This window comes from Acinetobacter schindleri CIP 107287, assembly GCF_000368625.1.
GTDB lineage: Bacteria > Pseudomonadota > Gammaproteobacteria > Pseudomonadales > Moraxellaceae > Acinetobacter > Acinetobacter schindleri.
Genome location: NZ_KB849576.1, coordinates 562,630 through 586,581 on the forward strand (window position 1 = coordinate 562,630; position 23,952 = coordinate 586,581).

Here is a 23,952-nt window from a genome sequence, read left to right on the forward strand (position 1 = left end):
TATAAGTGATGGAACTGTATGATCAGTCTCATATTATGACCTGATCAGCAGCTTGAATGAACGAATAGGGAAATGTATGCAACTGACACTCGTACGTCATGGCGAAGCAGCTCCACCGGTAAATGGTAACGACACCAAGCGCCCTTTGACCGAACGTGGACATCTACAGGCAGAACAGACTGCTCAATACCTGAAAGACATAGTTAAACCTGAAGTCTTTGTAGTGAGTCCGTTGCTTCGTGCTCAGGAAACTCTGGCACATTTGCAGGCTTTCTATAAAGATGTACCGGTGGTGATCTGTAATGCCATTAAGCCGGATGATGATGCCAAAGTGGCTGTGGAGTGGTTGTCTCAGTTACCGTATGAATCAATTGTCGTGGTTTGCCATATGAATGTGGTGGCACATATTGCTTCCATTCTGACAGCGGAGTCTTTCCATCCTTTTCATTTGTCAGAAGCTCGCATTTATGATCAGGCAGTGATTGCAGCAGGTTTATCGACACAGTTAAAAAGCTTTATTCCAACAGTATAAAAAACTATTAAAACGGCAGAACACAATCGATGTTGTATTTATGGATGCCAGAAGCCAATGGGGTTTGGCAATGGTCAGATGGGGAATTCTGGAAAAGTGCAGATACACTTGAGCAACTGATTCAGGAAATCCAGGGGCAACATGGGGTAGAGGCAACGGTCTTTTTCCCGAGTCGTCATGTGCAGATTTTGCAGCAGAGCATGTCCAAAGCCCAATATAAGAAAATGGGGCAGGAGGCAATCAAGTATCTGCTGGAGGAATATGTCATTCTACCGGTTGATGCGATGAAGGTGCTTCATCATTTTCAGCAGCCCGATCAGCTCAGTGTATTGGGAATTTCCAATTCAACTGTAGAAACCATGCAGCATGTATTGAACCTTCTTCCGGTCAAGGTCACGGCATTATTGCCAGATTTTCTGGTCCTGCCTGTTCCAGAAGAAAATCAACGTGTATTGGCGGAACTTGCTGGGCGACTACTGGTTCGCGAATCGGAATATGTGGGTCATTCGGTGGATGACCTGAGTCTTTATCTGGATTATCAGCCTAAAGATGTAAATTACAAGGTGAGTAACCTGAATGACGCTCAGCTGCGTAGTCTGGAAGCTGTTGTTACCCATGATCAGGTTGAGTCGTTTCAGTACAGCCTTCCCCAGCTGAAAAAAGCCAAACAGCATCCTTTTAATGTCTTGCCTAAAGCCAAGTCAGATACGCCAGTTTCCGGTTACTGGAAAGCCTGTGCTGCTGTGTTTTTGGGTATTCTGGTGCTGCAGTTTAGTTATGATGCTGTGCGCTGGTATCAATATAAAAAGATTGCCAATCAAACTGCTTCTCAAGCGATTGATCAGTTCAAATACTGGTTTGGTCAGAACTATCCTGTAAACGAGCAGAATATCAAAAGCCAGTTTGAAGGGCAGATGCGTTTAAGTCAGGTGGCGAATACTCAGGCTTTTGATCTGATTAGTCGGGTGGGGCCGGTATTAATGCAAAACCAGATTATTGCGCAGCGGGTCAGTTATGATACTTCAAGTCTGAATATGGATCTGCAGGCGAACTCTTCTGATGCATTAAGCACTTTGACCCGTCAGCTGACACAGCAGGGTTTTAAAGTTGAACTGGGTAATGTACAGGCCAATGGTGCAGGTGCGATCGGATCGGTGAGAATACAATAATGAAAATGCTCGACAATATTCAAATCCGGCTGGACCAGCGCATTGAACGCATTACAGATTATCTGGATAGCCTGAGCGCCCGTGAACGCTACATGGTGATCTTTACCACAATCTTTGTCATCGTGGCTGCAGTCGGTTCGGCACTATTTTATATGCACAGAGCTGCGGATACCCAGCAAAAGCGCCTGAATACCTTAAAAGATACTTTAGTGTGGATGCAGAGTAATGCAGCGACCATGAAGCCAGCAGGCGATCTGCAATTAGATGCCTCAGAAAAAGTGCAGCGTGCTGCCCAGCAGCAGGGGTTGTCGGTTTCATCCCAGCAGCAGGAAGGTAAAATTTTACTCAATGTCAGTCATGAAAATTATTCTGTACTGGCTAATTTTCTGACCCAGCTGGCCCAGAGTGGCTTAACTGTTGAAAAAATGGAACTTATCAGTGATGCCGGACAGATTAAATTAACAGCGACTGTCCTATAAACGGTAAAAATAAAGATTTGCAAAGCATGGTTTTTTTACCGGGCTGTGACTATAATATGCCGACTTAAAAAGCAGTAGACTTTTCTAGATATGTTGTATTCTCTAGCCCGCCCTTTGTTGTTTTCTTTAGCACCAGAGCGTGCACATGAGCTGACACTATCACTGTTGAAATCCTCCCATGCCATGGGGATGATGCGTCAAAACGTTGCTTCTAAACCAGTGACCTGTATGGGAATCGAATTTCCGAATCCGGTAGGTCTGGCGGCAGGGTTGGACAAAAATGGTGCCTATATCGATGCCCTTGCAAGTCAAGGCTTTGGTTTTATTGAAATCGGTACTATTACCCCGCGTCCTCAGCCCGGTAATCCGGAACCCCGACTGTTCCGTCTGCCAAAAGCGAAAGCCATTATTAACCGTATGGGTTTTAATAATGAAGGCGTGGACAAACTGATTGAAAATGTTAAAGCTGCAAAATTCAAAGGTGTTCTGGGGATTAATATCGGCAAGAATGCTGTAACTCCGGTTGAAAATGCAGTTGATGATTATTTAATCTGCCTGGAAAAGGTATATAATTACGCTTCCTACATTACTGTTAATATTTCCTCTCCCAACACAAAAAACCTGCGTAGCCTGCAAAGTGGTGATGCGCTCACCGAGCTGCTGGAAACGCTAAAAAACCGTCAGCTTGAGCTTGCTCAAGAAAACCAGCATTATGTACCTCTGGTCTTGAAGGTTGCACCAGATCTTGAAGCTGAAGATATTGCATTTATTGCCCAGCAGTTGCTGCAATTCAAGATTGATGGTTTGATTGTGACCAATACGACCTTGTCTCGTGAAGGTGTTGAAGGTCTGGAGCATGCTGAAGAAGCAGGCGGTTTGTCGGGTGCGCCGGTCTTTGAGAAAAGTACGGCATGTTTAAAAGCCTTTGCAGATGTGTTGCAAGGACAAATTCCATTGATTGGTGTGGGTGGTATTCTTTCGGGTGCCGATGCCGCTGCCAAAAAGCAAGCTGGTGCCAGCCTTGTACAAGTTTATAGTGGCCTCATATATACAGGTCCGACACTTGTAAAAGACTGTGTTGAAGCATTCTGAATTCTATGACTGCCATTGACATCTTTTTACTGTTTATACTGCTCATTGGAGGGCTAAACGGTTTGCGTCAAGGATTTATTAAAGCCTTTGCGAACTTAGCTGGCTGGATTTTTGCGCTCATTGTAGCAGCGAAATATTCAACACTACTTGCGCCTTCCATGACTGCTCTCAGTACAGATCCAGTGGTACAAAAAATTGCAGCATTTGCTTTCATCGTCCTGATGATTGTGGTTTTGACCTGGATAGTAACCTTCTTGCTCAACCGGGTGATGAAAACCCTGAAACTGGGACCTTTAAACCGTCTTGCAGGTGGGGTGTTTGGCAGCCTGAAAGGGCTGCTGATTGTTCTGATCACCATGCAGGGAATCGGGCCGTGGGTAGAAAGCTCACCACACTGGAAACAGTCCAAAGTAATTCAGACTTTGCTTCCTTATGCGCCATGGGCGACCCAGATGTCCAAAGATGCTGCAAACGAGGCCCTACAACATATCAAGTCGGAAGATTCCAGAAAATCTTCAGATGTATCAGCTGAGCCTGCTGTAAAGAGCAAATCATCAGCTGAGTCTACGAATAATCCTTTTTATTAATCCTAGCTTGTCTGCGAGGTTGCTATGTGTGGAGTGGTTGGTATTGCTGGTAAATCAGCTGTTAACCAAATGTTGTTTGATGCATTAACGATGTTACAACATCGTGGACAGGATGCAGCTGGGATTGTAACTTGTCATGAAGGTCGCCTGTTCCTTCGTAAAGATGTTGGTATGGTGCGTGATGTATTCCATACCCGTCATATGCGTGCATTACAAGGTAATTACGGTATTGGCCATGTGCGTTATCCAACTGCGGGTACCTCAAGTAGTGCTGAAGCGCAGCCGTTTTATGTGAACTCTCCTTACGGGATTACGCTGGCACATAACGGTAACCTGACCAATGCTGAAGAAATTCATGATGACCTGTTCAAGACTGACTTACGTCATATGAACACCGATTCTGATTCAGAAGTTCTGCTCAACGTATTTGCGCACGAATTGCAGAAGCGTGGCAAACTGGTACCGACCTCTGAAGATATCTTCCATGCCGTAACACGCGTGCATGAGCGCTGCAAAGGTGGTTATGCAGTTGTTGCCATGATTACAGGTCAAGGAGTGGTTGGTTTCCGTGATCCTAATGGTATCCGTCCGTTGATCTACGGTTCGCGTGAAACTGAAAACGGGATGGAATATATCATCGCTTCTGAATCTGTAGCGATTACAGCGTTGGGCTTTAAAGTTGAGCGTGATATCGAGCCAGGTGAAGCTGTTTTTATTGACTCTGAAGGGAACTTCTTTACCAAGCAATGTGCTGAAAAGCCAGAATACCGTCCATGTATCTTTGAATATGTGTACTTTGCGCGTCCAGATGCAATCATTGATGGTATTTCAGTGTATAAAGCCCGTCTGAAAATGGGTGAGAAACTGGCCCATAAAATCCTGCGCGAGTGGGGTGATGAACATGATATCGATGTGGTCATTCCAATTCCAGATACATCACGTACTTCTGCGCTTGAACTGGCAAATACGCTGGGCGTGAAATTCCGTGAAGGTTTCATGAAGAACCGTTATATTGGTCGTACCTTCATTATGCCTGGTCAGCAACTGCGTAAAAAATCAGTACGTCAGAAGCTGAACCCGGTTGAGCTGGAATTCCAGGGTAAAAACGTTCTATTGGTCGATGACTCAATTGTTCGTGGTACTACGTGTAATGAAATCATTCAGATGGCGCGTGATTCCGGTGCGAAAAAAGTATTCTTTGCGTCTGCTGCACCAATGGTGAAATATCCAAACGTGTATGGTATCGATATGCCAGCCAAATCTGAGTTGATCGCGTCTGAACGTAGTGTTGAGGAAATTCGTGAAATTATTGGTGCTGACCGTCTGATTTTCCAAGATCTGGAAGATCTGAAAGATGCAGTACGTACCAAGATTGTACCGAACCTGCGTGAATTCGACTGTTCTGTATTTGACGGCGTATATGTGGCTGGTGGTATTGATGAAGCATACCTTGACCAGTTACAGCAAAAGCGTAATGATGGCGCCAAAAAAGGTGACAAGTTTATTGATGTAAATATCGATGCAGCATCAGTAGACCTGACTGGCGTGCGCGAAGTCTAAGTCTTTAAAATCATGAAAAAAGCGGGAATTTCCCGCTTTTTTCATTTATGATTGGGCAAAGCTAGAACAATGTGATCAGGGTGAAGCATTGAAAAGCGTAGGATATGCGTTTATCAAGAATAAAAATATGCTATGGCCAGCCAGTGTCTGTCTGATTGCTGTGCTATTGACGATAGCAATTATTAATACTGTCGTTGGTTTACTGGTCTATTATTTTGATCCTGCTCAATCTATTTATTGGCATGTGCTGAGTCCTTATCTGATTGCTCTGGTCGGTTCGATCATGGTGGTGTCAGTACTCTATGAATTTTATGTCTTTCGTGCTGGTGGGTATTCCTTGGCACGGCAGATGGGTGCACGTCGCCTGAGTCTGATTGAAAGCGTACCGGAGGAAAGCGTCGCTCTGAAGATTGCTGAACAATTGGCAGATACTTTTCTGATTGAGCCTCCTGCGGTGTATGTTTTGCCTGATGAGGTCGGGGTCAATGCACTGACTGCCGGTTTTAACCCGGGAAATACTGCCATTATTCTGACTTGGGGGGCATTGCAAAATCTGGATGAAATTGAACTGTATGGTTTATTAAGCCATGAGTTTAACAAGATTCTTTCTGGTGAAGCGGCAGAAAATACCCGGCTCAAGATTCTCTACAGTAGCCTGACTACTTTTAGTCAGTGGGGCAGTAAGATTGCCAAACGGGGATTCTATCGGAATGGTATGCCGGCAGAAAACAAGTTTGAGACTCTGTTTGTGGGTATTGGTGCGGTGATCTGGCTGATTGGTAGCTTAGGCGTGCTGATTACCCGTTTCATTAAATATATTTCGCTCGGTGGCAGAACTTTCAAGAATGATCAGAAAACCCGTCGCCTGATTCAAAATGATGCCAATGTACAGACTTTGCTGCGGATTTATGTGCATCATTCCGGTTCACAGATTCATAGTGAATATGCAGAGTCGATTTCACATATGTGTTTTGCTAACTCACTCAGTCAGCAGAACTGGCTGAATATTCATCCCAGTATTGAGCAGCGAATCTATGAAATGAATCCCTCCCTTATTCAGGATCTGCAGCTTGAAAACCTAAAAAAACTACAAAATCAGCCTTTATTTAGTCTGTTTCGGTCACTCGAAGAAATGGCGGTCACAAGTGCAGCTGCTTGGAGTTCGCCACAGCCATTGCCTTTACTACGTCTGTCGCCGATCAGTTTTGCAATTAAAGATGCGGTTAAACCACTGAATCCGGAGAATCGTGCCAATACGCCACGACCAGAGCTAATTGAACGCGCATTACAAACTGCAACTGGGTCACGAGAGGTCATGGTTGCAATTCTGATGATCCGGCAATATCGGGAATTTATTCCCACCGATGCTGAAGTCAGTCGGGCCATTGTAGATTCATTGTTAAATCTGGACGGGCGTGTGCATATCTCGATTTTTCAGCAAGCCTGCAAAAATATTGGTGGCATGCCGACCACGGTAGCACGACAATTCGTAATGAAACTGGCACGAATTATTCAGGAAGATGGTGAAATTGGTCTGCTAGATGCCTTGTTGCTTGAATGTGTGAAATATGAGCTGAATCTACTCCCCCTACATACCCCGACGGCACTGGAAGAAGTTAAACCACAAATCGTACGCCTGATTGATGCATTGCTGCATGTACAGCAGATCAATAGTGATAATCAGCTGGATGTTCGCGAGCGTATTTTAAAACGTATTCTGACTCAAAAAGAACTGGAAATGTATACCGAAATTTCAGATGAGCCGATTGATCTGGCTGAAATTCTGAATGATATTTCTGGCCTGTTACTGCGTGATCGACTGAGTATATTGGGCATTGCGGAAATCTGTCTCTGGAATGATCGGATCATCACTCAGGATGAATTTGACGTGATGGAATTACTGTATTGGCGTTTGGGTTTTGAAGTAGATGAAATTGTGGATCAGATGCAGAAAAAGAACAGCATCATGATTATTTAATTCAGACTTGAAAGTATTTATTAACTCACGCATGATCTTTAAATAATGTTTGAACCTGCATGTAAACAACCCGAAGAGAATGACTAAAATCAAATTTGCTACAAATCAATTGTAATGTACAGTGAAAAATCCGAAAAAGTTCGGCAAAGGAAATGGATTCCCGCTAAAATATTCAGCCTGAAATAGGTGATGAAGACAAGATGATAGGGCATCAGCGTGACATACTGGCGACACTAGGAATTGATATCTGGATTCCTCGGGCGGAGCCGTGTCAATCGCACCAGCCGGCGCTTTGGCGTGACCAGTCACAACCTGAAGTCCTGAGTGAAATCATCCTTCCTGAGCTTAAAGCTGAAGCCTCAGTGATTGAACGTTCTGTCGTATCTGCACCTGTAGAAGTGCCTGCGCCAGTCGTTATAATGCCAACAATGGAAATACAGCCGCAGCCAGAACTGGTACATGAGCTTCGCGAAATTGTTGAGGTCGCGCCTTTTAGCCTGCAGGCATTAAGTCTTGCGCACTGTATCATTGTCATTGATGCTACGAGCTTAACTGAAGATCAGCAATTACTGTGGTCGAATATCCAACGTGCAATGTTGGGTGAGTTTGCAGAGCTGAACTGGCCATTTCCTTGGGATAATGTGCAGGATGGACGCGGCGTGGAGTCTTATATCCAGGGTTTTCTGGATGGCATGAGTCACGATAAAAATATTATTTTTCTTGGTACTGTTCCACATCTTTCAAACAGTAAAATTACCCAGTTGGCCTCCCTGCAGGAGATGCTGGATCGGCCAATCCTTAAAAAGCGACTCTGGCAGTTTATGCAAAGTAGGCCTGTCAGCATGGAATAAATAAGCATGAAGCAAAAAGTTGTTGTATTTAGTCAAATTCATCCAGAGATTCAAGCCAAACTCGAACAACAATATAATGTGGTATATATCCGGCCCAAGCTGGGTGATGTCAATCAACAGATTTTGCAGCATGCACAAGATGCAGATGGCATGATTGGCGCAGGACGACTGCTCAATCGAAATAATCTGGAAACTGCGACTAAACTAAAAATCATCTCCAGTGTCAGTGTTGGCTACGACAATTACGATCTTGAATATTTAAAAGAAAAGAAAATTTATCTCACTCATACACCACATGTGCTCACTGAAACCACAGCTGATCTTGCATTTACTTTACTCATGGCCGCAGCGCGTAAAGTAACTTATTTAGATCAATGGACCAAGCAAGGACAGTGGCAGCGTACCGCCAGCGAAGCAGAATTCGGGGTAGATATTTTTGGCAAGACTTTAGGAATTATTGGATTAGGTCATATTGGCGCAGCAATCGCGCGACGTGGCTTTCATGGCTTTAATATGAATGTGCTTTATCATAACCGTCGTGAAAAGCTGGAGCTGGCGCAAGGCTTAAATGCAGAATATTGTGATTTAAAATCCTTATTACAGCGTTCTGATTTTGTGGTAGTCGCAGTGGATTTAAATGCAGATTCCAAAGCACTTTTTGGTGCAGAAGAACTGGCATTGATGCAGCGGCATGCAGTCTTTGTGAATATTTCCCGTGGTTCAGTTGTCGATGAGCAGGCACTGATTCAGGCTTTAAAAAATCGTCAGATTTTTGCCGCAGGGCTGGATGTCTATCAAAAAGAGCCATTGCAAGAATCAGAGCTATTTAAACTTGATAATGTGATTACCTTGCCGCACGTAGGTTCGGCAACTGCGCAAACACGTCAGCGTATGGCAGAACTGGCATATCACAACCTGGTGGATGCTTTGCAAGGACGTGTACCACGCTATGTAGTTGACCCGCATTTTAAATAATATTAAATAACATTTCCTTGCGTTTATGCCCTTTTTTCAATGGTATATTCAAGCAGGTTTCGTAATCAGGCTTAGAGATTTATTCATTGAAACGTTTGGTTTTGGCTTGTGGATTAAGCGCATGTATGGTGATAGGGCATACCGCTTCCGATACTTTTAACACCCAGTCTAGTCAGTTTACTGTTCCAGAAATTGGAGCAGGTGTAGGGCTGATAGATCAGCAAAAAGAGCGCATGATTGGTGAAAAGGTTTATCGTCAAGTACAGAAACAATTACCTGTGGTGCAAAATCCCTGGATGGAAGACCAGTTATTTTCAGTGTTTTCACATATTCTCAGCCAGACTCAATTACAGCAACCAATTGGCCTGGTTGTGGTTAATGATCCCCAGATTAATGCTTTTGCTGTGCCTGGTGGCTTATTTGCCTTAAATATGGGATTACTCAATTCAGCGCGTAATATGGATGAAGTGGCCGGTGTGATGGCGCATGAAATTGCACATGTCACACAACGTCATTACAGTCGATCCCAAGAAGCATTTAAAGGACAGGGATTATTAGCACTCGCGGGAATCCTGGTCGGAGCCTTAGTGGCATCGCAAGCAGATGGCGATGCGGGTGCAGCCGTAATGATGGGCTCACAAGCAGCTTTAATGGATCAGCAGCTTTCTTATAGTCGTAATCAGGAACGTGAAGCAGATCGGATCGGTATGCAGTATATGTATGCTTCGGGCTATAACCCGCAGAGCATGGCTGATTTCTTTGAGGTGATGCATCGTTCAACCAGCCGTTTAAGCTTTCTGCCAGATTTCTGGTTTACTCATCCCTTAACGACTGAGCGTATGAGTGAGGCGCGTTTACGCGCCAATCAGATGCCGAAAGTTAAACCAAAGCTGATAGACCAGAATTTTGAGATTATTCGTTGGTATAGCAAAGTACTGTCCCGTCAGACGACTGAGCAGCAATTAAAAATTTTAGCAGGACAAAACAGTTTTGCAGGGCAATTGGCACTCACTGCTTACTATCTGCAACAAGGTGATGAGGATAATGCACAACAGGCATTAGACCAGGCAAAAAAGCATAATCAGATTCATCCTTTGCTGGTGCTGTTTCAGACCGATATTTATCTCGGGAAAAATCAGCTGGAGCCAGCTCTGCGTAGTGTGCGTTCTGCAGCATCCATTATGCCGGAAAACCGGGCACTCAATTATAAATATGCAGAAGTATTGATCCGTATGAAGCAAACCGATCAAGCCAAGATGATCGTGCAACGTTTCCTGAATGCGAATTCACGTGATTTAAGTGCCTGGCGCTTAATGCTGTCAGCAACCAATGCCGAGCCTGTATCTGAGATTAAAACCATTAATGTGCTGCGTTACCGTGCTGAAGTGGAATATTGGACGGGAAATGAGGAGGCAGCTATTAAATCCTTACTACATGCACAGCGAGTTAGTAAGAAGAATCAGTCATTGTCTGCAAGTATTTCACAACGTTTAAAACAGATGCAGCAGGAACGAAAATACAAGATTTAATCTTCTCATAAAAATTACTTACTAAAGCTGTGAACTACATCAACCTCTGTGCTTTATTTCAAGTTTGCCTTGTACTATGCTGAGTTGCAAATGAAAGCACATGAGAAAGCATGAATGAAAAGAACATTGTTGTGCCTGTTTCTGGTTTGGGGAATATCACATAGTTATGCAGCGAGCACTAAGGATTATGTGCGGGCAGTAGAGCGTATCAGCGATGAATATCACCAGCAGTCACGAGATTTTCTGCGCAGTTTAAATCCACAACAACAGAATTTAACTGCAGCACAACAGGTGGAATTTTGTGGGATCGTCAGGCGTTATGTAGATCAGCTTTATCAGGCAACTGATAAAAATCGTGATGCACTAGACTTTCAGCTACAAAAACTGACACGGCAAGATATTGTGGATCAGGTGAAATCTTCAAAAATGATGCAATTACTGCAAAGCAAAAATGTAAATTGTAATTTGTGATTTATTAAAATTAAAAAAGAAATTTGGATTGCTAAGAACTGGCTAGCAATTAAGTCAGTTCAACGCAAATAGAGATTTAAAGCAGGGGATTATGCCAGTTTAGCTTTGATTTTAGCTGAAACTTGTGCAGGATCGGCGCGCCCGGCTATGAGCGGACGCAGAGAATTCATCACCTTACCCATATCTTTCATGCTAGTAGCTTCTTGCGCTGTAATCGCTTGCGCAATGATGGAATCAAGTTCTTCCTCAGTCATAGCTTCTGGTAGAAATTGAGATAGAACCTCAACTTCGGCTTGTTCCTTACTAGCTAAATCTTCTCGACCAGCACCTTCAAAGGCTTTGATCGATTCTTTACGTTGTTTAATTTGCTTTTCAATGACCGCAAGAACCTGAGCATCGTCAAGTTCTTTGCGCTCATCGACTTCGATTTGCTTAATTGCCGCCTGAAGACTACGAATTACCGTTAACTTAGCCATTTCTTTAGCACGCATTGTTGCTTTCAAAACTTCAGTTATTTGGTTTTTTAAAGTAGTCATTTATTTAGTCCAGGCAGTCAATCACAAATTAATCTTAGTAAAGGCGAGTAGTACGTACTGATTCGCGAGCCAGTTTCTTCTGGTAGCGTTTAACAGCAGCAGCTTTTTTGCGCTTACGTTCTTGAGTCGGTTTTTCGTAGAATTCGCGCTTACGTACGTCAGCAAGAACGCCCGCTTTTTCGCATGAACGTTTGAAACGACGGATAGCTACGTCTACTGGTTCGCCTTCTTTCAATTTAACTTGTGGCATGAAGAATCCTCATTAAGTTATGGATAAGATCAGGGCCGAATTGCCCTTGATCACAAGTGAAGGTCAGTATTTTACTCATTTACATCTCATATCACAAGTCTATAATAGTTGTCGCAATTGATTTGATACAGGTTATAGGCAGTTTAATGATCGTTTTAGGCTTAGAAACATCGTGTGATGAAACAGGACTCGCGCTTTATGACAGCGAACTGGGTTTGCGCGGCCAGGTTCTGTACAGCCAGATTAAACTGCATGCCGAGTATGGTGGTGTAGTTCCCGAACTGGCTTCGCGTGACCATGTGCGTAAGTTAATTCCGCTCATGAATCAGCTGCTTGAACAAAGTGGCGTGAAAAAATCTGAAATTGATGCAGTGGCATATACCCGTGGACCGGGCCTGATGGGTGCGTTAATGACGGGTGCATTGTTTGGTCGTACCTTAGCCTTTGCATTGAATAAGCCAGCGATTGGTGTACATCATATGGAAGGTCATATGCTGGCACCATTACTTTCGGCAACGCCACCGGAATTTCCGTTCGTGGCTCTTTTAGTGTCAGGCGGCCACTCGCAGTTGATGGCCGCTTATGGCATTGGTCAATATGAGCTCCTTGGCGAGTCGATTGATGATGCGGCTGGTGAAGCTTTTGATAAAGTCGCGAAAATGATGGGCTTGCCCTATCCAGGTGGTCCGAACATTTCTAAACTGGCGGAGCAGGGCGATCCGAATGCATTTCCTTTTCCACGTCCAATGCTGCATCAAGGCTTAGAGTTTTCATTTAGTGGTTTGAAAACTGCAGTTTCTGTGCAAATGAAGAAATTAGGTGATGAAAATCGTGATGCCGATATTGCAGCCAGTTTCCAGGAAGCGATTGTCGATACCTTGGTAAAAAAATCAGTTAAAGCTCTTAAACAAACCGGTTTAAAACGTCTGGTGATTGCGGGTGGTGTTAGTGCCAACAAGCGTTTACGTGAACGCCTAGAGGCTGACTTGGCGAAGATTAAAGCAACGGTTTATTACGCTGAGCCTGCACTATGTACCGATAATGGCGCAATGATTGCCTTTGCAGGTTATCAACGTCTGAAAGCCGGGCAGCAGGACGGGTTGGCTGTAACCACGACACCACGTTGGCCGATGACCGAGCTGACGGATCCAGCTCAAGTTTAAGTTAAAAAAATGCCAATCATTAAGATTGGCATTTTTTTAAGCATTGTTTAAGTATTCAATAATCTATCTTAAATAAACTTCAGCTATTGCTACGTTGAGCATCTTTGATAAAGGTACGTGAACTCAAATATATGAAAATTGCTGTAAAGAAGAACGCAACAGGGATAACAAATAATGCGCTATGTAAACCTATAGCTTTAAAATGTTCAGTCATAATCATTGTATCTGACGCCAACATTGCAGCTTGAGAAAAGTGGTCAGACAATGCGCCCACGACGATTGGACCAAAAGCACCGCCTAAAATATACATGCAAGCAAAGTAGAGCGCCATGGCTGTTGCGCGTAAATTAGGTTCGACGACATCCTGAATTGCAGGGTAAACAGTCGTGTAATAGTTATATGAAGCCAACCAACCTACGCTGAGTAAGATGACAACAGCAGTAAGGGAGTCGTTGCCAAGATATAGAGCAATTGCAATACTAATGGCTGAAATTAATAAACAGATAGCACCAAATACCAGGCGACCACGTGCAAAACGCTGATGAATTTTATCGGCAATTACACCCCCTACAGTTAAACCAATGAGTCCAGTAATTCCGACAATACACCCCGTGGTAACGGCTGACTGAGTCAGGCTTAAACCAAAATAACGCTGAAATAAGGGGACAAAAAATGAGTTGCCTGCGTACACTGCAAAATTGACGCTGAGACCAGATAAAATAATCCAGCGTAGGGTTTTAATTTTCAAAAGTGTACGAATAGGATGATGAACGGTTTTTGCAACATAGTGTTCACCTTCACTCGCACCGCGTGGTGGTTCTTTGATTATAAAGAAGAAAATAGCCAATAAAAAACCAGGTATTGCAGCAACGATAAAGGGTGCACGCCAACTGTCAAATGCCTCTGCAATTGCACCGACTGTAAAAAAGGCTAAGATTAAACCTAAAGGTAATCCCAGCATAAAAATGCCCATGGCACGTGCGCGTTTTTCGGCAGGGAACAAATCACCGATGAGGGAGTTGGCTGCAGGTGCATAACTTGCCTCACCAATTCCGACCCCCATTCGTACCAAGAAAAAAGAAACGAAATTCCATGCGGCAGCATTAAGAGCAGTGAAACCACTCCATGCCATTAAGCCCCATCCGATAATTTTTTTACGCGAGCCTTTATCGGCTAATCGACCAAAGGGTAGTCCTGCAATTGCATAAACTAAAGTAAATGATGCTGCAACAAAGCCCAGTTGTAAGTCACTTAGATTAAATTCAAAACGTAGTGGTTCAATAATGATGGCAGGAATTGTGCGATCAAAAAAATTCAACATGTTGGCCAGAAATAATAACAATAAAATTTTCCACTTGTTATAGGTTACGGCATTGGCGGGGTTTGGCGATACGGCTTTGACCGTATCAATAAAGTGTTCCTTACTCATCTCATTACATCCTCATGATGTTGCTTTAAGCATTTTTTTGTGTTGCTGATCAATAATTGGATATCTTGTTGTTTTTAGGTTTTTTTAAACGATATATTAATTGTTTAATCCTATATTTTTCATATAAACACAAACGTACTTATAGAGACAAGTATTTTTTACTTTTATGTTTTGAGAAAATGAGCAGTACGATAGACCTCTTTCATAAATCATTTTTTGCTCAGTTCCAAGTTGTAGATTCCAGCGATTAAATTGAATCTCAAACCAAGCCTTTTACCTCTATTTCGATAACGCTCAGCAAGGATTTTGAAGGTTTTCAGGCTGCCAAATACATGCTCAATTCCGATTCTTCTTTTATTGATTTCTTGATTATAGATTTTCAATTCAGGATCCAATTTACAATGTCTTTTGGCTTTTAATGGCAACAGGCTATTCGGATACAAAACATAAATCCCCTGATAGCCTTTATCTGCAAGGATAAAAGCCCCAAAAGGAATCTGGTTTAAATTGCGTTTGAACAACTCGAAATCATGCACTGCACCGCGACTGGTACATAAACTCAGAATTTGCTGAGTTTTGTAGTGAATCATGGCCTGTACTTTAAAGGTATGGGTCTTTTTCTTGCCGCTATAGCTTTTCTTCTGTTTTTTTAGGCCTTTGGATTGGAATTTCCGTGGCATCCACGATCACAACATTCCAGTCGATGCCTTCGCCCTCGGGTAAATCTTTGGGTAAATTAAACAGATTGGACCGAATCAGGCAGTCTTCAACATGACGGACAATTCTTGAGGCTGTGGGCTCTGAAACCCCGTAACTCGTCGCAACGTGAAATAAGGTTCGGTATTCCCGCCAATAGCTCAGACAGAGCAGAACCTGATCCTCCAGGCTTAACTTGGGCGGTCTGCCTTTGGCAGAGACATGCTTCTGCAATTGCTCAACCATCAAATAGAAAGTTGACCATGAGATGCCTGTGTATCGCTTGAACTGAGGATCAGAAAGCTTGTTTGAATCGATGTATTTCATCCGCAGATTATGCACGAATGCTAAGAAATCCGGAGTGCAAATATTAACCAAAAAGAAGATCGTTTTTTGATTTATGAAAGAGATCTGATGAATGTTTGTTTGCATATTTAGATTATGATGTTTCTATATATTTAAATAATAAAATCAATATGATTAACTTAAAGGAATATCTATACGATGGAATTGAATCTGTATGAGCAGAACTGGTTAAAGAAAGGCGGAGAATTTGAAGAGAATTCAGTCCAACTTCGTCGCAAGTTGCCAAGAGGAACCAATCATCTCCCACCCGAACTGGTTTTACAGTCACAAAAAGAACGCTTGATTGAAGCTGTGGCCCTGTGTATACATCAAAAAGGATATGCTGCGACCAGTGTCAAAGATATTATTCAGCAGGCGAGTGTATCGCGGACAACATTTTATAAATTATTTACCGACAAAGAAGCCTGTTATTTTTACTGTTTTAAAAAGCTCAGCTCTTTACACTTAAGATTACTTATCCAAACATATAGTGATCATCACACAGACTTTCGGCGGGCTTTTGAAGTCTCGACATTGGCATTCATACAACAACTTACAGTCAATAAAATTTATGCCAGCGCTTTTTTTGCTTTGGCTCCTTATAGTACTTTGAGTGTAGTGGCAGAGTTAAATGTCGTTAAAGCACATTATGTGAGTTTATTGGTGTATTGGTTTTCTATTCTGCCGAGCCAAATTATTCGACCTGTATTGCCACAAGATGTCTTTAAAATTGTGATAGAGGGTATTTTTTCTTATATTCGGCAATGGATAATCCAAGGGCAGGAGCAAAGCACTGAAAATGTCCACCATCATGTTTGTTATGTGATTTTTTCAACATTAGGGTTGAATGATTGGGCAAAACAACATTTAGAAAAATTAATTTAAGCCCTGATGTATCCTGGGGTGGTTCACCTTTATTGAAATTGAGCCAAATATTTCAGGAGAAATAACCCGAATCGTGGATAAGAAATTAACCTGAAAAAAAGAAGGAGTAGAGCCATCAGTTAAGTTACCATACCAAACCCATGCTCTAGTCCTAATGTTTAATAGTACCGAATTATTTGTCTAATTGATAATTTCTTTCTTAAATTTGAAGCAACTTATTGGCAATTCCTTAAGTAAAGCCACCGGCTCTCAAGAGTTAGAACAGCTCACTTAAGTATTTCAGAAATCATCTTTATTGCTATTTGGTATAAATACTTTCATTTCAAAGCATTTCTCTCATGACGGAAACAGGATAAAAGACATTTATTTAAAAGTTTACCTTGTTGCCAAAAGGTGAGTCATCTGATCAATATCAATTGGCCCTGCATGCTTTACATGTAGCTTTAACGAAAGATCAACATAGCCAATATTTTCAGATTGATTCAACCAATTTAGATGTCTATAAAAATCAACGGATTCAATGCTATAAATTAGTAGCTAGAATTACTTCTCGTGGTAAAAGCTCAATGGGTTTTATAGCTGCAAATTACATATTGCGATGAATCAATTTGGTGAAATCGCTTGTTCTGCTTCATTCAGTGGGTGTGTTGCTGACATCAAAATAGTTGAAAAACTGGTTAAAGAGAGGGAAGCAAAGTTGTATGGAGATCGTGGCTACATCAGCCAAGAATTGAAGAATAGATTAAAAGACCAGAGTATTGATTTAATTACCTATCCTCGAAAAAATATGCAGTCTATACAGCTTTGCGAATCAACTGAATATCCCTTACAACGGCGTAATAAAATAGAAACCTTATTCAGTCTATGGAAAGGTCAATACAATTTGATGACAAGCAGATCTAGAAGTATTTTAGGCTTTTTGAGTGGGATTTATGCATCATTATGTGCCTACCAATTAACTCATCAAAATAAGCTGCAAATTACTTGATAAAATAAGCCGACAATTCAAATTATGGAATCATCGGCTTAAACAAAAGTTGGATTATTTACCAATAATATTGGACCAAAGAATATCATCTACTTTTTCATTAGCGAGATACACTCCAGCTTTTAATGACTGCGGAGAGTCTTGGCTAATCCTGGTGATTAGCTGCGAGTTAAATAAGCCTTTTTGATGCGTTATACTGACACTACCTTGCTCAGGCAAATGATGATAATTATTTGCCACTGTTTCCTTCATGATAAATGGAGTAGAACCTGTATCGAAACTAAAGGTATATCTGAAAGTGGCGTCTAAAGGTTGACCGATCACAGTACCCTTTGAATTTAAGGTTCGTATACCATGACTATCGCTGCCAAAGTTATCGACTAAACTAAAGGAATAATCTTTTAATTGTAAATACTCGCGGCTTTCAGCATTATAAACATCACCTTCTGGCAATTTATTGCTATCTGTTTTTACACGCTGGAAGCTCAGGTTGGAAATATCATAATTACGCTCTCGACCTGTGTCTGATTTAGAAGACGTATATTGAATCGAGCCAGAGATCAAGTATTGATCTTTCAAACTAAAATCCAAGTTATGGCCATAGCGTACATTGTCAAAAGAAACAGTGGTTGTATTGCCATTAGTAATTTGTGTGATTTTAGAACCTGCTACAAATGTTTTGTCCAGAACAATACAAGTTGCTTTGTTCGGCTTTAAGGTTAGTGTCTTGGTATTGCCATTTGTTGTAACTTCAGCACACGTTAAATTACCAATCTTTATGCTGTTTACTCCAAGATTATAAATCTGCACAGCACGTCCTGTACGACCCAGTGGATAATCAGCAAAAATTTCACCCACCATATGTGCTAAAGCTTCATTATAATTATCGGCTAGTTCGCTAGTGCCGGGTTGTCCGGTAATTAATTCTTTAATGTTGTCCAGTACTGAATCTTGAGTAAAAGGAACAAAGTCATCAGGTACTTCTGGTGAAATTGCTTCTGGTAAATTTTCTGGCAAGTTGGTTGCTGGCGTCTTGCTACTACTGCTTCCACCGCCGCCGCATGCAATTAATAGAGTACTTAACAGTGCTACGCCACCCACTTTGAATCGAAGTGTCATGATTATTCCCTCAATATCTATTTTTTAAATTTATGTAAATAGATGGTATTTTTCTTGATATATCACTTTTAAGACATAGTGGTTTTTTAAGTTCTAAAGTAATCACTACATCTTAAATTCATGGAAATTATGCATGATTATTGTAGGTTTACAATTTTAGGTAATTAGGATAAAAAGAGTTAATCTTTTGATTATTAATAAGATCAACTTGATGAAATAATTTTTTTATTTAGAGTAAATACTCTAAATATTTTTAATAAACAATTACCTAAGTGCTCATATGAACTTTAGAATTAAGATGAATTTATTAATAATTTGAAAAAGTTAGTGGAGAAATAATGGTAAAATTCAATGTATTTCTTTTGTATTTATTTGTTTTAGTATGTAAGTTTATAAAGTGTGTTTATAAGATAAAAATCATAAAATTATTTTATATTTTAATGATTTAAGGATTTTTATTCTTATTTTAAAGCTCAGTTTTGTTGAAAATATTTACATAGTGAAACAAAACCGAGCTGATATTTTTTTAATTAAGTCAATTAATTTAAAGTTTTAAGCTGCTGCGAACCAATCCAGTGCTTCGAAAACTGATAAGCGGAACGACCTGAACGTTGACCTCGACCCTGGCACCAACGCAAAGCTTCAGCACGGGCTTCTGTAGTCAATTCCATTTCCGCCTTCTCAAGGTAATGCTCTACAATTTCCAGATAAAGATTTTGATCCATCGGATAGAAAGATAGCCACATACCAAAACGGTCTGATAAAGAAATTTTCTCTTCGATCGCTTCTTGAGGATGTAATTCGGTATATTGCGGAACATCTACTTTAGTAACGGGCGTATTTTCATGCATAAACTCTGGCAGTAAATGACGACGGTTACTGGTTGCATAAATCACAAAATTACTGGAACCGGATTGCAATGAACCATCTAATACACTTTTTAAACTACGGTAATTTTCATCTTCGGCATTAAAGGCCAGGTCATCACAATAAACAATGAACCTTTCCGGACGGTCAGCAATGAGTTTCTGGATTTCGGGCAAATCTGATAAATCATCACGTTCAATTTCAATCAGACGTAAGCCTTGATCAGCATATTCAGTGAGTAGGGCACGAACAATAGAGGACTTACCTGTACCACGCGAACCGGTGAGCAGTACATCATTGGCAGGCAGGTTATTTAGAAACTGTAAGGTATTCTGAATCACTTTCTCTTTTTGCTTTTCAATTCCTTTCAAATCAGCCAGTTGAATCGCTCTCAGCTTATGAATTGGTTTGAGTTGGCCATCTTGCCATTTGTAGGCATAAGCAGAGAAATCCGGTACGATTTTAACTTCCGGCAGGCTTTGCTGAAGCTGCTGAAGGACAGTAGAAAGGGTATTTAAAATATGGTCGGGTAAATCAATTTTAGCCATGATCTCAGATTACGCATTTAAATTATGCTCATGATACTACCACTGCAAAAAAAGCAGTCAAAGCTAGAAAAATGTTATAATTTGCCCAAGAAAGGAGATTTTTCGCTATTGTCCCGCACGTATGATCTGCTTAATTTAAGTATGTGACAGATCTTGTAGCAGCAAAAATAAACATAAGGATCACGCATAGCATGTTGTTAACAGATTTTACTCATCAGATTAATCCTCATCAGGCTTATCGCATCAAGAAATTAAAGCAACAATTGCAGACTGCGGAAACTTATGAGGAGTGGAAATGCATTGCGTTAAAACTGGATGAAGAATCAGGTGCGCAGGAATGGAAGCTTGATAACTCTTCCGATTATTTTGATGCAGAAGTGATCTCGCATCGTCTGGGCAAACTTCGACGATACCGCCTGCAAAAGCGTACTCGAGATTTGATGCATATCTTGCGAGAAGGGCTCAGTTATGACATTGCCAATATTGCGCATCCTTTATTATTTATAGAAACATATGTTGGCACTAAAAAAATTATTGAAGATTATGTTGAAGAAGTAAGTAAAGGACTGGCTTATATCGCTTCGCAAGAATGTGAATGTCTGACGCTTGAAGAAAAAATAGAATATTTCGAACGTTGCCAGCGTGCTTATGGCCAGCCAGCGCTGATGTTTTCTGGCGGTTCAACGCTGGGACTATTTCATACTGGTGTGTGTAAGGCGTTAATGGAACAGGATTTGATGCCGAAAGTGGTATCGGGCTCGAGTGCTGGTGCCATCATGACAGCCATGTTGGGGGTATCCAAGCCATCTGAATATCCAGATATTCTTCAGGGACACAATTTCTTTAATGAGGCCTTTCATTTTCGAAACTTTCGTGAGTTGATGAAGGGTAATGGCGGTCTGGCAGATGTGAAATACCTAAAAAAATTCCTGATTGAAAATCTAGGTAATCTCACTTTTGATGAAGCCCTCAAAAAATCAGGCTTACATATTAATGTCGCTGTTGCACCTTATGATGCGACTCAAGATGCACGGATTATGAATGCTTATACTGCACCGGATCTATTGGTTTGGAGTGCAGTACTCGCATCCTGTGCTGTACCAATTCTATTTCCACCTGTGCGTCTGACCAGTAAGCGCAATGATGGCAAATTCACACCCTATATGTCCTCGACACGTTGGGTCGATGGTAGTGTACGCAGTGATTTCCCACAGGAGAAAATGGCACGGCTGTACAATATTAACTATACCATCGCCAGTCAGGTGAATCCGCACATTGTGCCTTTCATGCAGGACGATGCAGCCCGATTCCGTAAGGACATGCTGAGCTGGCCGCAACGAATTGCACGACGCCAAGGCAAGGTGTTTGCCAAAGGCATGATGGACTTTACCCGTGAGCGTGTGGGAAGTGTACCGCCTGTACGCCGTTTGCTGGATCATGGTTATGGTGTAGTCGATCAGCGTTATTATGGTGATGTGAATATTGTCGGCAAATATGGTCTGCGTCATTATACTTATATGTTGCAAAACCCACGGCCACACCTGTTTAAAATCCTGCAACGTGAAGGCGAACGTGCCACTTGGCCGAAAATTTCCATGATTGAAACCCAGGAGCGGGTAGGGAAAACCATACAGCATTGTCTGGAACTTTTAACCTATCAACATGCACCTGAACAGCAGAAAGAAGAATATATTCCAGTTGATATCTAGTCATGACTTAAACCAGGTAAAATTTGAACTCAACACAAAGCCGCGAAGTCTGGCTTTTGGCCGTCGGCTCTATAAAGGCAGTTTGGATGGAGAAATTTACTGGCTTAAGGTGCAAGCGAAAAACTCAACTGTATATAGTCAGCATGGTTTTAAAAATGAATTCGGTTTTTATCAGCATTTATCTAATAATTCACTAGCCAAATTTCTGGCGCCGCATTTACTGATTAATTCAGAGATCACTATTGGTGGTGAAACTTTTCAACAGGGCATCTTGCTACAGGATTGTCCTTCTCATTTTGCGATTGATCCGGCTAATTTAAGCGTGTCTGATATTCAGAAACATTTGCTTGCAGCCTTGGATGCTGTGATGCAACTATATCAATGTGGCTATCTCCATCATGATTTAAAAGTAGAACATTTTGTCCAGTGCAAAGGGCAGGTCTGTCTGATTGATTTTGAACAGGCACATCGAATCTCGGATGAATCACCTCGAACATTAGATGCAACACCACGTTATATGGCGCCAGAATTATTTCACGCCGAAGTAAAAACGATTCAATCGGATATTTATGCATTAGGAATCATCTGGCTGGAATGGTTAAGTCAGACACGACTTAATGCTGGAAATTATGAGGATTGGGCTTATCTACACTGTCAACGATTGGAAATTAATCTTCCAGAAAAATTTAGGTCTTTTCAAACTGTGTTAAAAAGCATGCTTGCTCGGCATAAGTCGGCCAGGGTTGCTGATTTTGAAGAGATCAAAGCTGCTTTGTTAATTTTAATCGACTGATAAAAATACAAAAATCAATACTTTGTTTTTTATTTAATCAAATGATAAGCGTTTTATGAAAAAGTTCTTGTCAGCCTAAAATGATCTCTATAATATACACAGCCATCGGGGACGTGGCGAAATTGGTAGACGCACTGGATTTAGGTTCCAGCGCCGCGAGGTGTGAGAGTTCGAGTCTCTCCGTCCCCACCAAATTTACTTATGAGAATAAGTAGAGATGGTCGAGTAGAGGATTGGTGTAATGGTAGCATGACGGTCTCCAAAACCGTTCGTCAAGGTTCGAATCCTTGATCCTCTGCCATTAAAGTTTGAAAAAGCCAGCGATAAGTTGGTACCCGATGGGGACGTGGCGAAATTGGTAGACGCACTGGATTTAGGTTCCAGCGCCGCGAGGTGTGAGAGTTCGAGTCTCTCCGTCCCCACCACTCAAAAGAGACAAGGTTGATGCCTTGTTTTTTTTCGCCTGAAATTTAACGGCAAGCTTTCCTCTCTGATTCGGTCTTTGAAAAAAACATACGGTTCTTTTAAACTCTATATCACTCTATATCGATCATCCAGAAAAAAAGCTAAAGAGTTTAATGCATAAAAAGATAGTTCTTGCTCACTTGGAGATAAGAAAAGGGTAGCAAGTTTTTATAAAGAATCGAATTGATAAAAAGAGCCAAGATTTATTGTGTTCTTTAAATCGGTGATGATTGCTCATATGTATTATTACTTATCTAAGCGCACTAACAATGAGTCAATTGAAAAAATCTGAATGAATAAAAGTTTTTGGATCAAATTGTTTTTAATTTTTTTAAAATCTGACCATCAAAATGCCTGGATGAGTTAATTGCTTAATTTTTGATTAAATAAGGCTTTATTGCTTATTTAAGCGCTTGTCAATAAAGCTTGATCTCTATAATATACAGTTCAGCGGGGATATGGCGGAATTGGTAGACGCACTGTGTTCAGGTCGCAGCGCCTTCTGGGCGTGAGAGTTCGAGTCTCTCTATCCCCACCAGATTTTAAAAAAACAAGGTTGAATACCTTGTTTTTTTTTGCCTGAAATTTGGCAGGGTAGATGAATAAGTCTTTATTAGACCAAGTGATTGGAATTGAAACTATAAGGAAACCTTTGATTCACTATATTTAAGTAAACGAGCAGAGGAGACAGAAAAATGATTGCAATGAATCGATTTATAGAAAAAGAATAAAAATGATGCATTTCTCTGTATTGATTTGATGAAAAATAAAAAAATAGATTTAACTGCTTAATTTATAGCAGATTAGACTCTAATTGCCTGTAAAGTGGCTTGTCAAAGGGAAATGATCTCTATAATATACACAGCCATCGGGGACGTGGCGAAATTGGTAGACGCACTGGATTTAGGTTCCAGCGCCGCGAGGTGTGAGAGTTCG

At 41.4% G+C, this 23,952-nt stretch carries 22 protein-coding genes, 4 tRNA genes and 1 pseudogene; 20 read left to right on the forward strand and 7 right to left on the reverse strand.

The annotated features are described in order from the left end of the window. The first annotated feature begins 76 nt into the window (after positions 1-76). From F955_RS10220 to F955_RS10270, 11 genes are all read left to right on the forward strand, one after another. The gene (locus F955_RS10220; RefSeq protein WP_004894181.1) at positions 77-532 is read left to right on the forward strand and encodes a phosphoglycerate mutase family protein; all 456 of its coding nucleotides are present in this window, start codon (positions 77-79) and stop codon (positions 530-532) included. Positions 533-561: 29 nt separating this feature from the next. Beyond that, complete coding sequence (gene gspL, locus F955_RS10225; RefSeq protein ID WP_004894184.1) at positions 562-1,701, forward strand: type II secretion system protein GspL; 1,140 nt, start codon at positions 562-564, stop codon at positions 1,699-1,701. Further along, complete coding sequence (gene gspM, locus F955_RS10230) at positions 1,701-2,180, forward strand: type II secretion system protein GspM (RefSeq protein ID WP_004812331.1); 480 nt, start codon at positions 1,701-1,703, stop codon at positions 2,178-2,180. The genes gspL and gspM overlap by 1 nt, the downstream gene beginning before the upstream one ends. Positions 2,181-2,270: 90 nt before the next feature. After that, positions 2,271-3,272, forward strand: a complete 1,002-nt coding sequence (locus tag F955_RS10235; RefSeq protein WP_004812335.1) for a quinone-dependent dihydroorotate dehydrogenase — start codon at positions 2,271-2,273, stop codon at positions 3,270-3,272. Positions 3,273-3,277: 5 nt separating this feature from the next. Beyond that, on the forward strand, positions 3,278-3,859 hold the full coding sequence (locus F955_RS10240; protein ID WP_004812336.1) for a CvpA family protein: 582 nt from the start codon (positions 3,278-3,280) through the stop codon (positions 3,857-3,859). Between the two features lie 24 nt (positions 3,860-3,883). After that, on the forward strand, positions 3,884-5,419 hold the full coding sequence (purF, locus tag F955_RS10245) for an amidophosphoribosyltransferase (RefSeq protein WP_004894187.1): 1,536 nt from the start codon (positions 3,884-3,886) through the stop codon (positions 5,417-5,419). A gap of 88 nt (positions 5,420-5,507) precedes the next feature. Next, on the forward strand, positions 5,508-7,397 hold the full coding sequence (locus F955_RS10250; protein WP_026056720.1) for a M48 family metalloprotease: 1,890 nt from the start codon (positions 5,508-5,510) through the stop codon (positions 7,395-7,397). A 200-nt stretch (positions 7,398-7,597) separates the two neighbouring features. Beyond that, positions 7,598-8,248: a hypothetical protein gene (locus F955_RS10255; RefSeq protein WP_004894190.1), complete on the forward strand. Its 651-nt coding sequence runs from the start codon at positions 7,598-7,600 to the stop codon at positions 8,246-8,248. 6 nt (positions 8,249-8,254) lie between these two features. Further along, positions 8,255-9,223 carry a 2-hydroxyacid dehydrogenase gene (locus tag F955_RS10260; RefSeq protein WP_004894192.1) on the forward strand — a complete coding sequence of 323 codons (969 nt, stop codon included), beginning with the start codon at positions 8,255-8,257 and terminating at the stop codon, positions 9,221-9,223. A gap of 86 nt (positions 9,224-9,309) precedes the next feature. Continuing rightward, a complete protein-coding gene (locus tag F955_RS10265) occupies positions 9,310-10,752 on the forward strand; it encodes a M48 family metalloprotease (protein WP_212749365.1) in 1,443 nt (480 codons plus the stop codon). Between the two features lie 114 nt (positions 10,753-10,866). After that, positions 10,867-11,223 (forward strand): hypothetical protein, encoded by a 357-nt coding sequence (locus F955_RS10270; protein WP_004894196.1) that lies wholly within the window; start codon positions 10,867-10,869, stop codon positions 11,221-11,223. An 89-nt stretch (positions 11,224-11,312) separates the two neighbouring features. On the opposite strand, the gene F955_RS10275 is transcribed toward F955_RS10270, so the two are convergent. Together F955_RS10275 and rpsU are read right to left on the reverse strand one after the other, a co-directional pair. Beyond that, positions 11,313-11,759, reverse strand: coding sequence for a GatB/YqeY domain-containing protein (locus F955_RS10275; protein ID WP_004812350.1), 447 nt, complete (start codon positions 11,757-11,759; stop codon positions 11,313-11,315). Positions 11,760-11,793: 34 nt separating this feature from the next. Continuing rightward, complete coding sequence (gene rpsU, locus F955_RS10280) at positions 11,794-12,009, reverse strand: 30S ribosomal protein S21 (RefSeq protein ID WP_001136722.1); 216 nt, start codon at positions 12,007-12,009, stop codon at positions 11,794-11,796. 146 nt (positions 12,010-12,155) lie between these two features. Here rpsU and tsaD point away from each other — a divergent pair, with 146 nt between their 5' ends. Further along, on the forward strand, positions 12,156-13,172 hold the full coding sequence (gene tsaD, locus F955_RS10285; protein ID WP_004894198.1) for a tRNA (adenosine(37)-N6)-threonylcarbamoyltransferase complex transferase subunit TsaD: 1,017 nt from the start codon (positions 12,156-12,158) through the stop codon (positions 13,170-13,172). Positions 13,173-13,251: 79 nt separating this feature from the next. Here the strand turns inward: tsaD and F955_RS10290 are convergent, their stop codons facing one another. The 3 genes from F955_RS10290 to F955_RS10300 all read right to left on the reverse strand — a co-directional run bounded on the left by F955_RS10290 (position 13,252) and on the right by F955_RS10300 (position 15,624). Next, positions 13,252-14,601, reverse strand: a complete 1,350-nt coding sequence (locus F955_RS10290) for a spinster family MFS transporter (protein WP_004894201.1) — start codon at positions 14,599-14,601, stop codon at positions 13,252-13,254. A gap of 209 nt (positions 14,602-14,810) precedes the next feature. Then, positions 14,811-15,281 carry an IS5/IS1182 family transposase gene (locus F955_RS10295; RefSeq protein ID WP_004809604.1) on the reverse strand — a complete coding sequence of 157 codons (471 nt, stop codon included), beginning with the start codon at positions 15,279-15,281 and terminating at the stop codon, positions 14,811-14,813. Beyond that, entirely contained in the window at positions 15,229-15,624 is a 396-nt protein-coding gene (locus tag F955_RS10300; RefSeq protein WP_008306679.1) for a transposase family protein, read from the reverse strand. The genes F955_RS10295 and F955_RS10300 overlap by 53 nt, the downstream gene beginning before the upstream one ends. A gap of 177 nt (positions 15,625-15,801) precedes the next feature. On the opposite strand from F955_RS10300, the gene F955_RS10305 reads away from it, so the two are divergent. Together F955_RS10305 and F955_RS10310 are read left to right on the forward strand one after the other, a co-directional pair. Next, positions 15,802-16,527, forward strand: coding sequence for a TetR/AcrR family transcriptional regulator (locus F955_RS10305; RefSeq protein ID WP_004894207.1), 726 nt, complete (start codon positions 15,802-15,804; stop codon positions 16,525-16,527). Positions 16,528-16,681: 154 nt separating this feature from the next. Then, a pseudogene (locus F955_RS10310) lies at positions 16,682-17,515 on the forward strand (IS982 family transposase). A 54-nt stretch (positions 17,516-17,569) separates the two neighbouring features. Here F955_RS10310 and F955_RS10315 read toward each other — a convergent pair. Further along, entirely contained in the window at positions 17,570-18,634 is a 1,065-nt protein-coding gene (locus F955_RS10315; RefSeq protein ID WP_004894211.1) for a hypothetical protein, read from the reverse strand. A gap of 539 nt (positions 18,635-19,173) precedes the next feature. Next, positions 19,174-20,049 (reverse strand): ATP-binding protein, encoded by an 876-nt coding sequence (locus F955_RS10320; protein ID WP_004894213.1) that lies wholly within the window; start codon positions 20,047-20,049, stop codon positions 19,174-19,176. A 191-nt stretch (positions 20,050-20,240) separates the two neighbouring features. On the opposite strand from F955_RS10320, the gene F955_RS10325 reads away from it, so the two are divergent. The 6 genes from F955_RS10325 to F955_RS10350 all read left to right on the forward strand — a co-directional run bounded on the left by F955_RS10325 (position 20,241) and on the right by F955_RS10350 (position 23,554). Next, positions 20,241-21,758, forward strand: a complete 1,518-nt coding sequence (locus tag F955_RS10325; protein WP_004812363.1) for a DUF3336 domain-containing protein — start codon at positions 20,241-20,243, stop codon at positions 21,756-21,758. Next, positions 21,748-22,551, forward strand: coding sequence for a protein kinase domain-containing protein (locus tag F955_RS10330; protein WP_017401376.1), 804 nt, complete (start codon positions 21,748-21,750; stop codon positions 22,549-22,551). The genes F955_RS10325 and F955_RS10330 overlap by 11 nt, the downstream gene beginning before the upstream one ends. A 107-nt stretch (positions 22,552-22,658) precedes the next feature. Then, positions 22,659-22,743, forward strand: a tRNA-Leu gene (locus tag F955_RS10335). Positions 22,744-22,778: 35 nt separating this feature from the next. Next, positions 22,779-22,852, forward strand: a tRNA-Trp gene (locus F955_RS10340). Positions 22,853-22,891: 39 nt separating this feature from the next. Further along, positions 22,892-22,976: transfer RNA gene (locus F955_RS10345), tRNA-Leu, on the forward strand. Positions 22,977-23,468: 492 nt separating this feature from the next. Then, positions 23,469-23,554, forward strand: a tRNA-Leu gene (locus F955_RS10350). Positions 23,555-23,952 lie beyond the last annotated feature (398 nt).

Coding starts and splice junctions, on each gene's coding strand:
- F955_RS10220 (WP_004894181.1), top strand. CDS start 77: ATGCAACTGACACTCGTACGTCATGGCGAAGCAGCTCCACCGGTAAAT.
- gspL (WP_004894184.1), top strand. CDS start 562: ATGTTGTATTTATGGATGCCAGAAGCCAATGGGGTTTGGCAATGGTCA.
- gspM (WP_004812331.1), top strand. CDS start 1,701: ATGAAAATGCTCGACAATATTCAAATCCGGCTGGACCAGCGCATTGAA.
- F955_RS10235 (WP_004812335.1), top strand. CDS start 2,271: ATGTTGTATTCTCTAGCCCGCCCTTTGTTGTTTTCTTTAGCACCAGAG.
- F955_RS10240 (WP_004812336.1), top strand. CDS start 3,278: ATGACTGCCATTGACATCTTTTTACTGTTTATACTGCTCATTGGAGGG.
- purF (WP_004894187.1), top strand. CDS start 3,884: ATGTGTGGAGTGGTTGGTATTGCTGGTAAATCAGCTGTTAACCAAATG.
- F955_RS10255 (WP_004894190.1), top strand. CDS start 7,598: ATGATAGGGCATCAGCGTGACATACTGGCGACACTAGGAATTGATATC.
- F955_RS10260 (WP_004894192.1), top strand. CDS start 8,255: ATGAAGCAAAAAGTTGTTGTATTTAGTCAAATTCATCCAGAGATTCAA.
- F955_RS10270 (WP_004894196.1), top strand. CDS start 10,867: ATGAAAAGAACATTGTTGTGCCTGTTTCTGGTTTGGGGAATATCACAT.
- F955_RS10275 (WP_004812350.1), bottom strand. CDS start 11,759: ATGACTACTTTAAAAAACCAAATAACTGAAGTTTTGAAAGCAACAATG.
- rpsU (WP_001136722.1), bottom strand. CDS start 12,009: ATGCCACAAGTTAAATTGAAAGAAGGCGAACCAGTAGACGTAGCTATC.
- tsaD (WP_004894198.1), top strand. CDS start 12,156: ATGATCGTTTTAGGCTTAGAAACATCGTGTGATGAAACAGGACTCGCG.
- F955_RS10290 (WP_004894201.1), bottom strand. CDS start 14,601: ATGAGTAAGGAACACTTTATTGATACGGTCAAAGCCGTATCGCCAAAC.
- F955_RS10295 (WP_004809604.1), bottom strand. CDS start 15,281: ATGCCACGGAAATTCCAATCCAAAGGCCTAAAAAAACAGAAGAAAAGC.
- F955_RS10300 (WP_008306679.1), bottom strand. CDS start 15,624: ATGAAATACATCGATTCAAACAAGCTTTCTGATCCTCAGTTCAAGCGA.
- F955_RS10305 (WP_004894207.1), top strand. CDS start 15,802: ATGGAATTGAATCTGTATGAGCAGAACTGGTTAAAGAAAGGCGGAGAA.
- F955_RS10315 (WP_004894211.1), bottom strand. CDS start 18,634: ATGACACTTCGATTCAAAGTGGGTGGCGTAGCACTGTTAAGTACTCTA.
- F955_RS10320 (WP_004894213.1), bottom strand. CDS start 20,049: ATGGCTAAAATTGATTTACCCGACCATATTTTAAATACCCTTTCTACT.
- F955_RS10325 (WP_004812363.1), top strand. CDS start 20,241: ATGTTGTTAACAGATTTTACTCATCAGATTAATCCTCATCAGGCTTAT.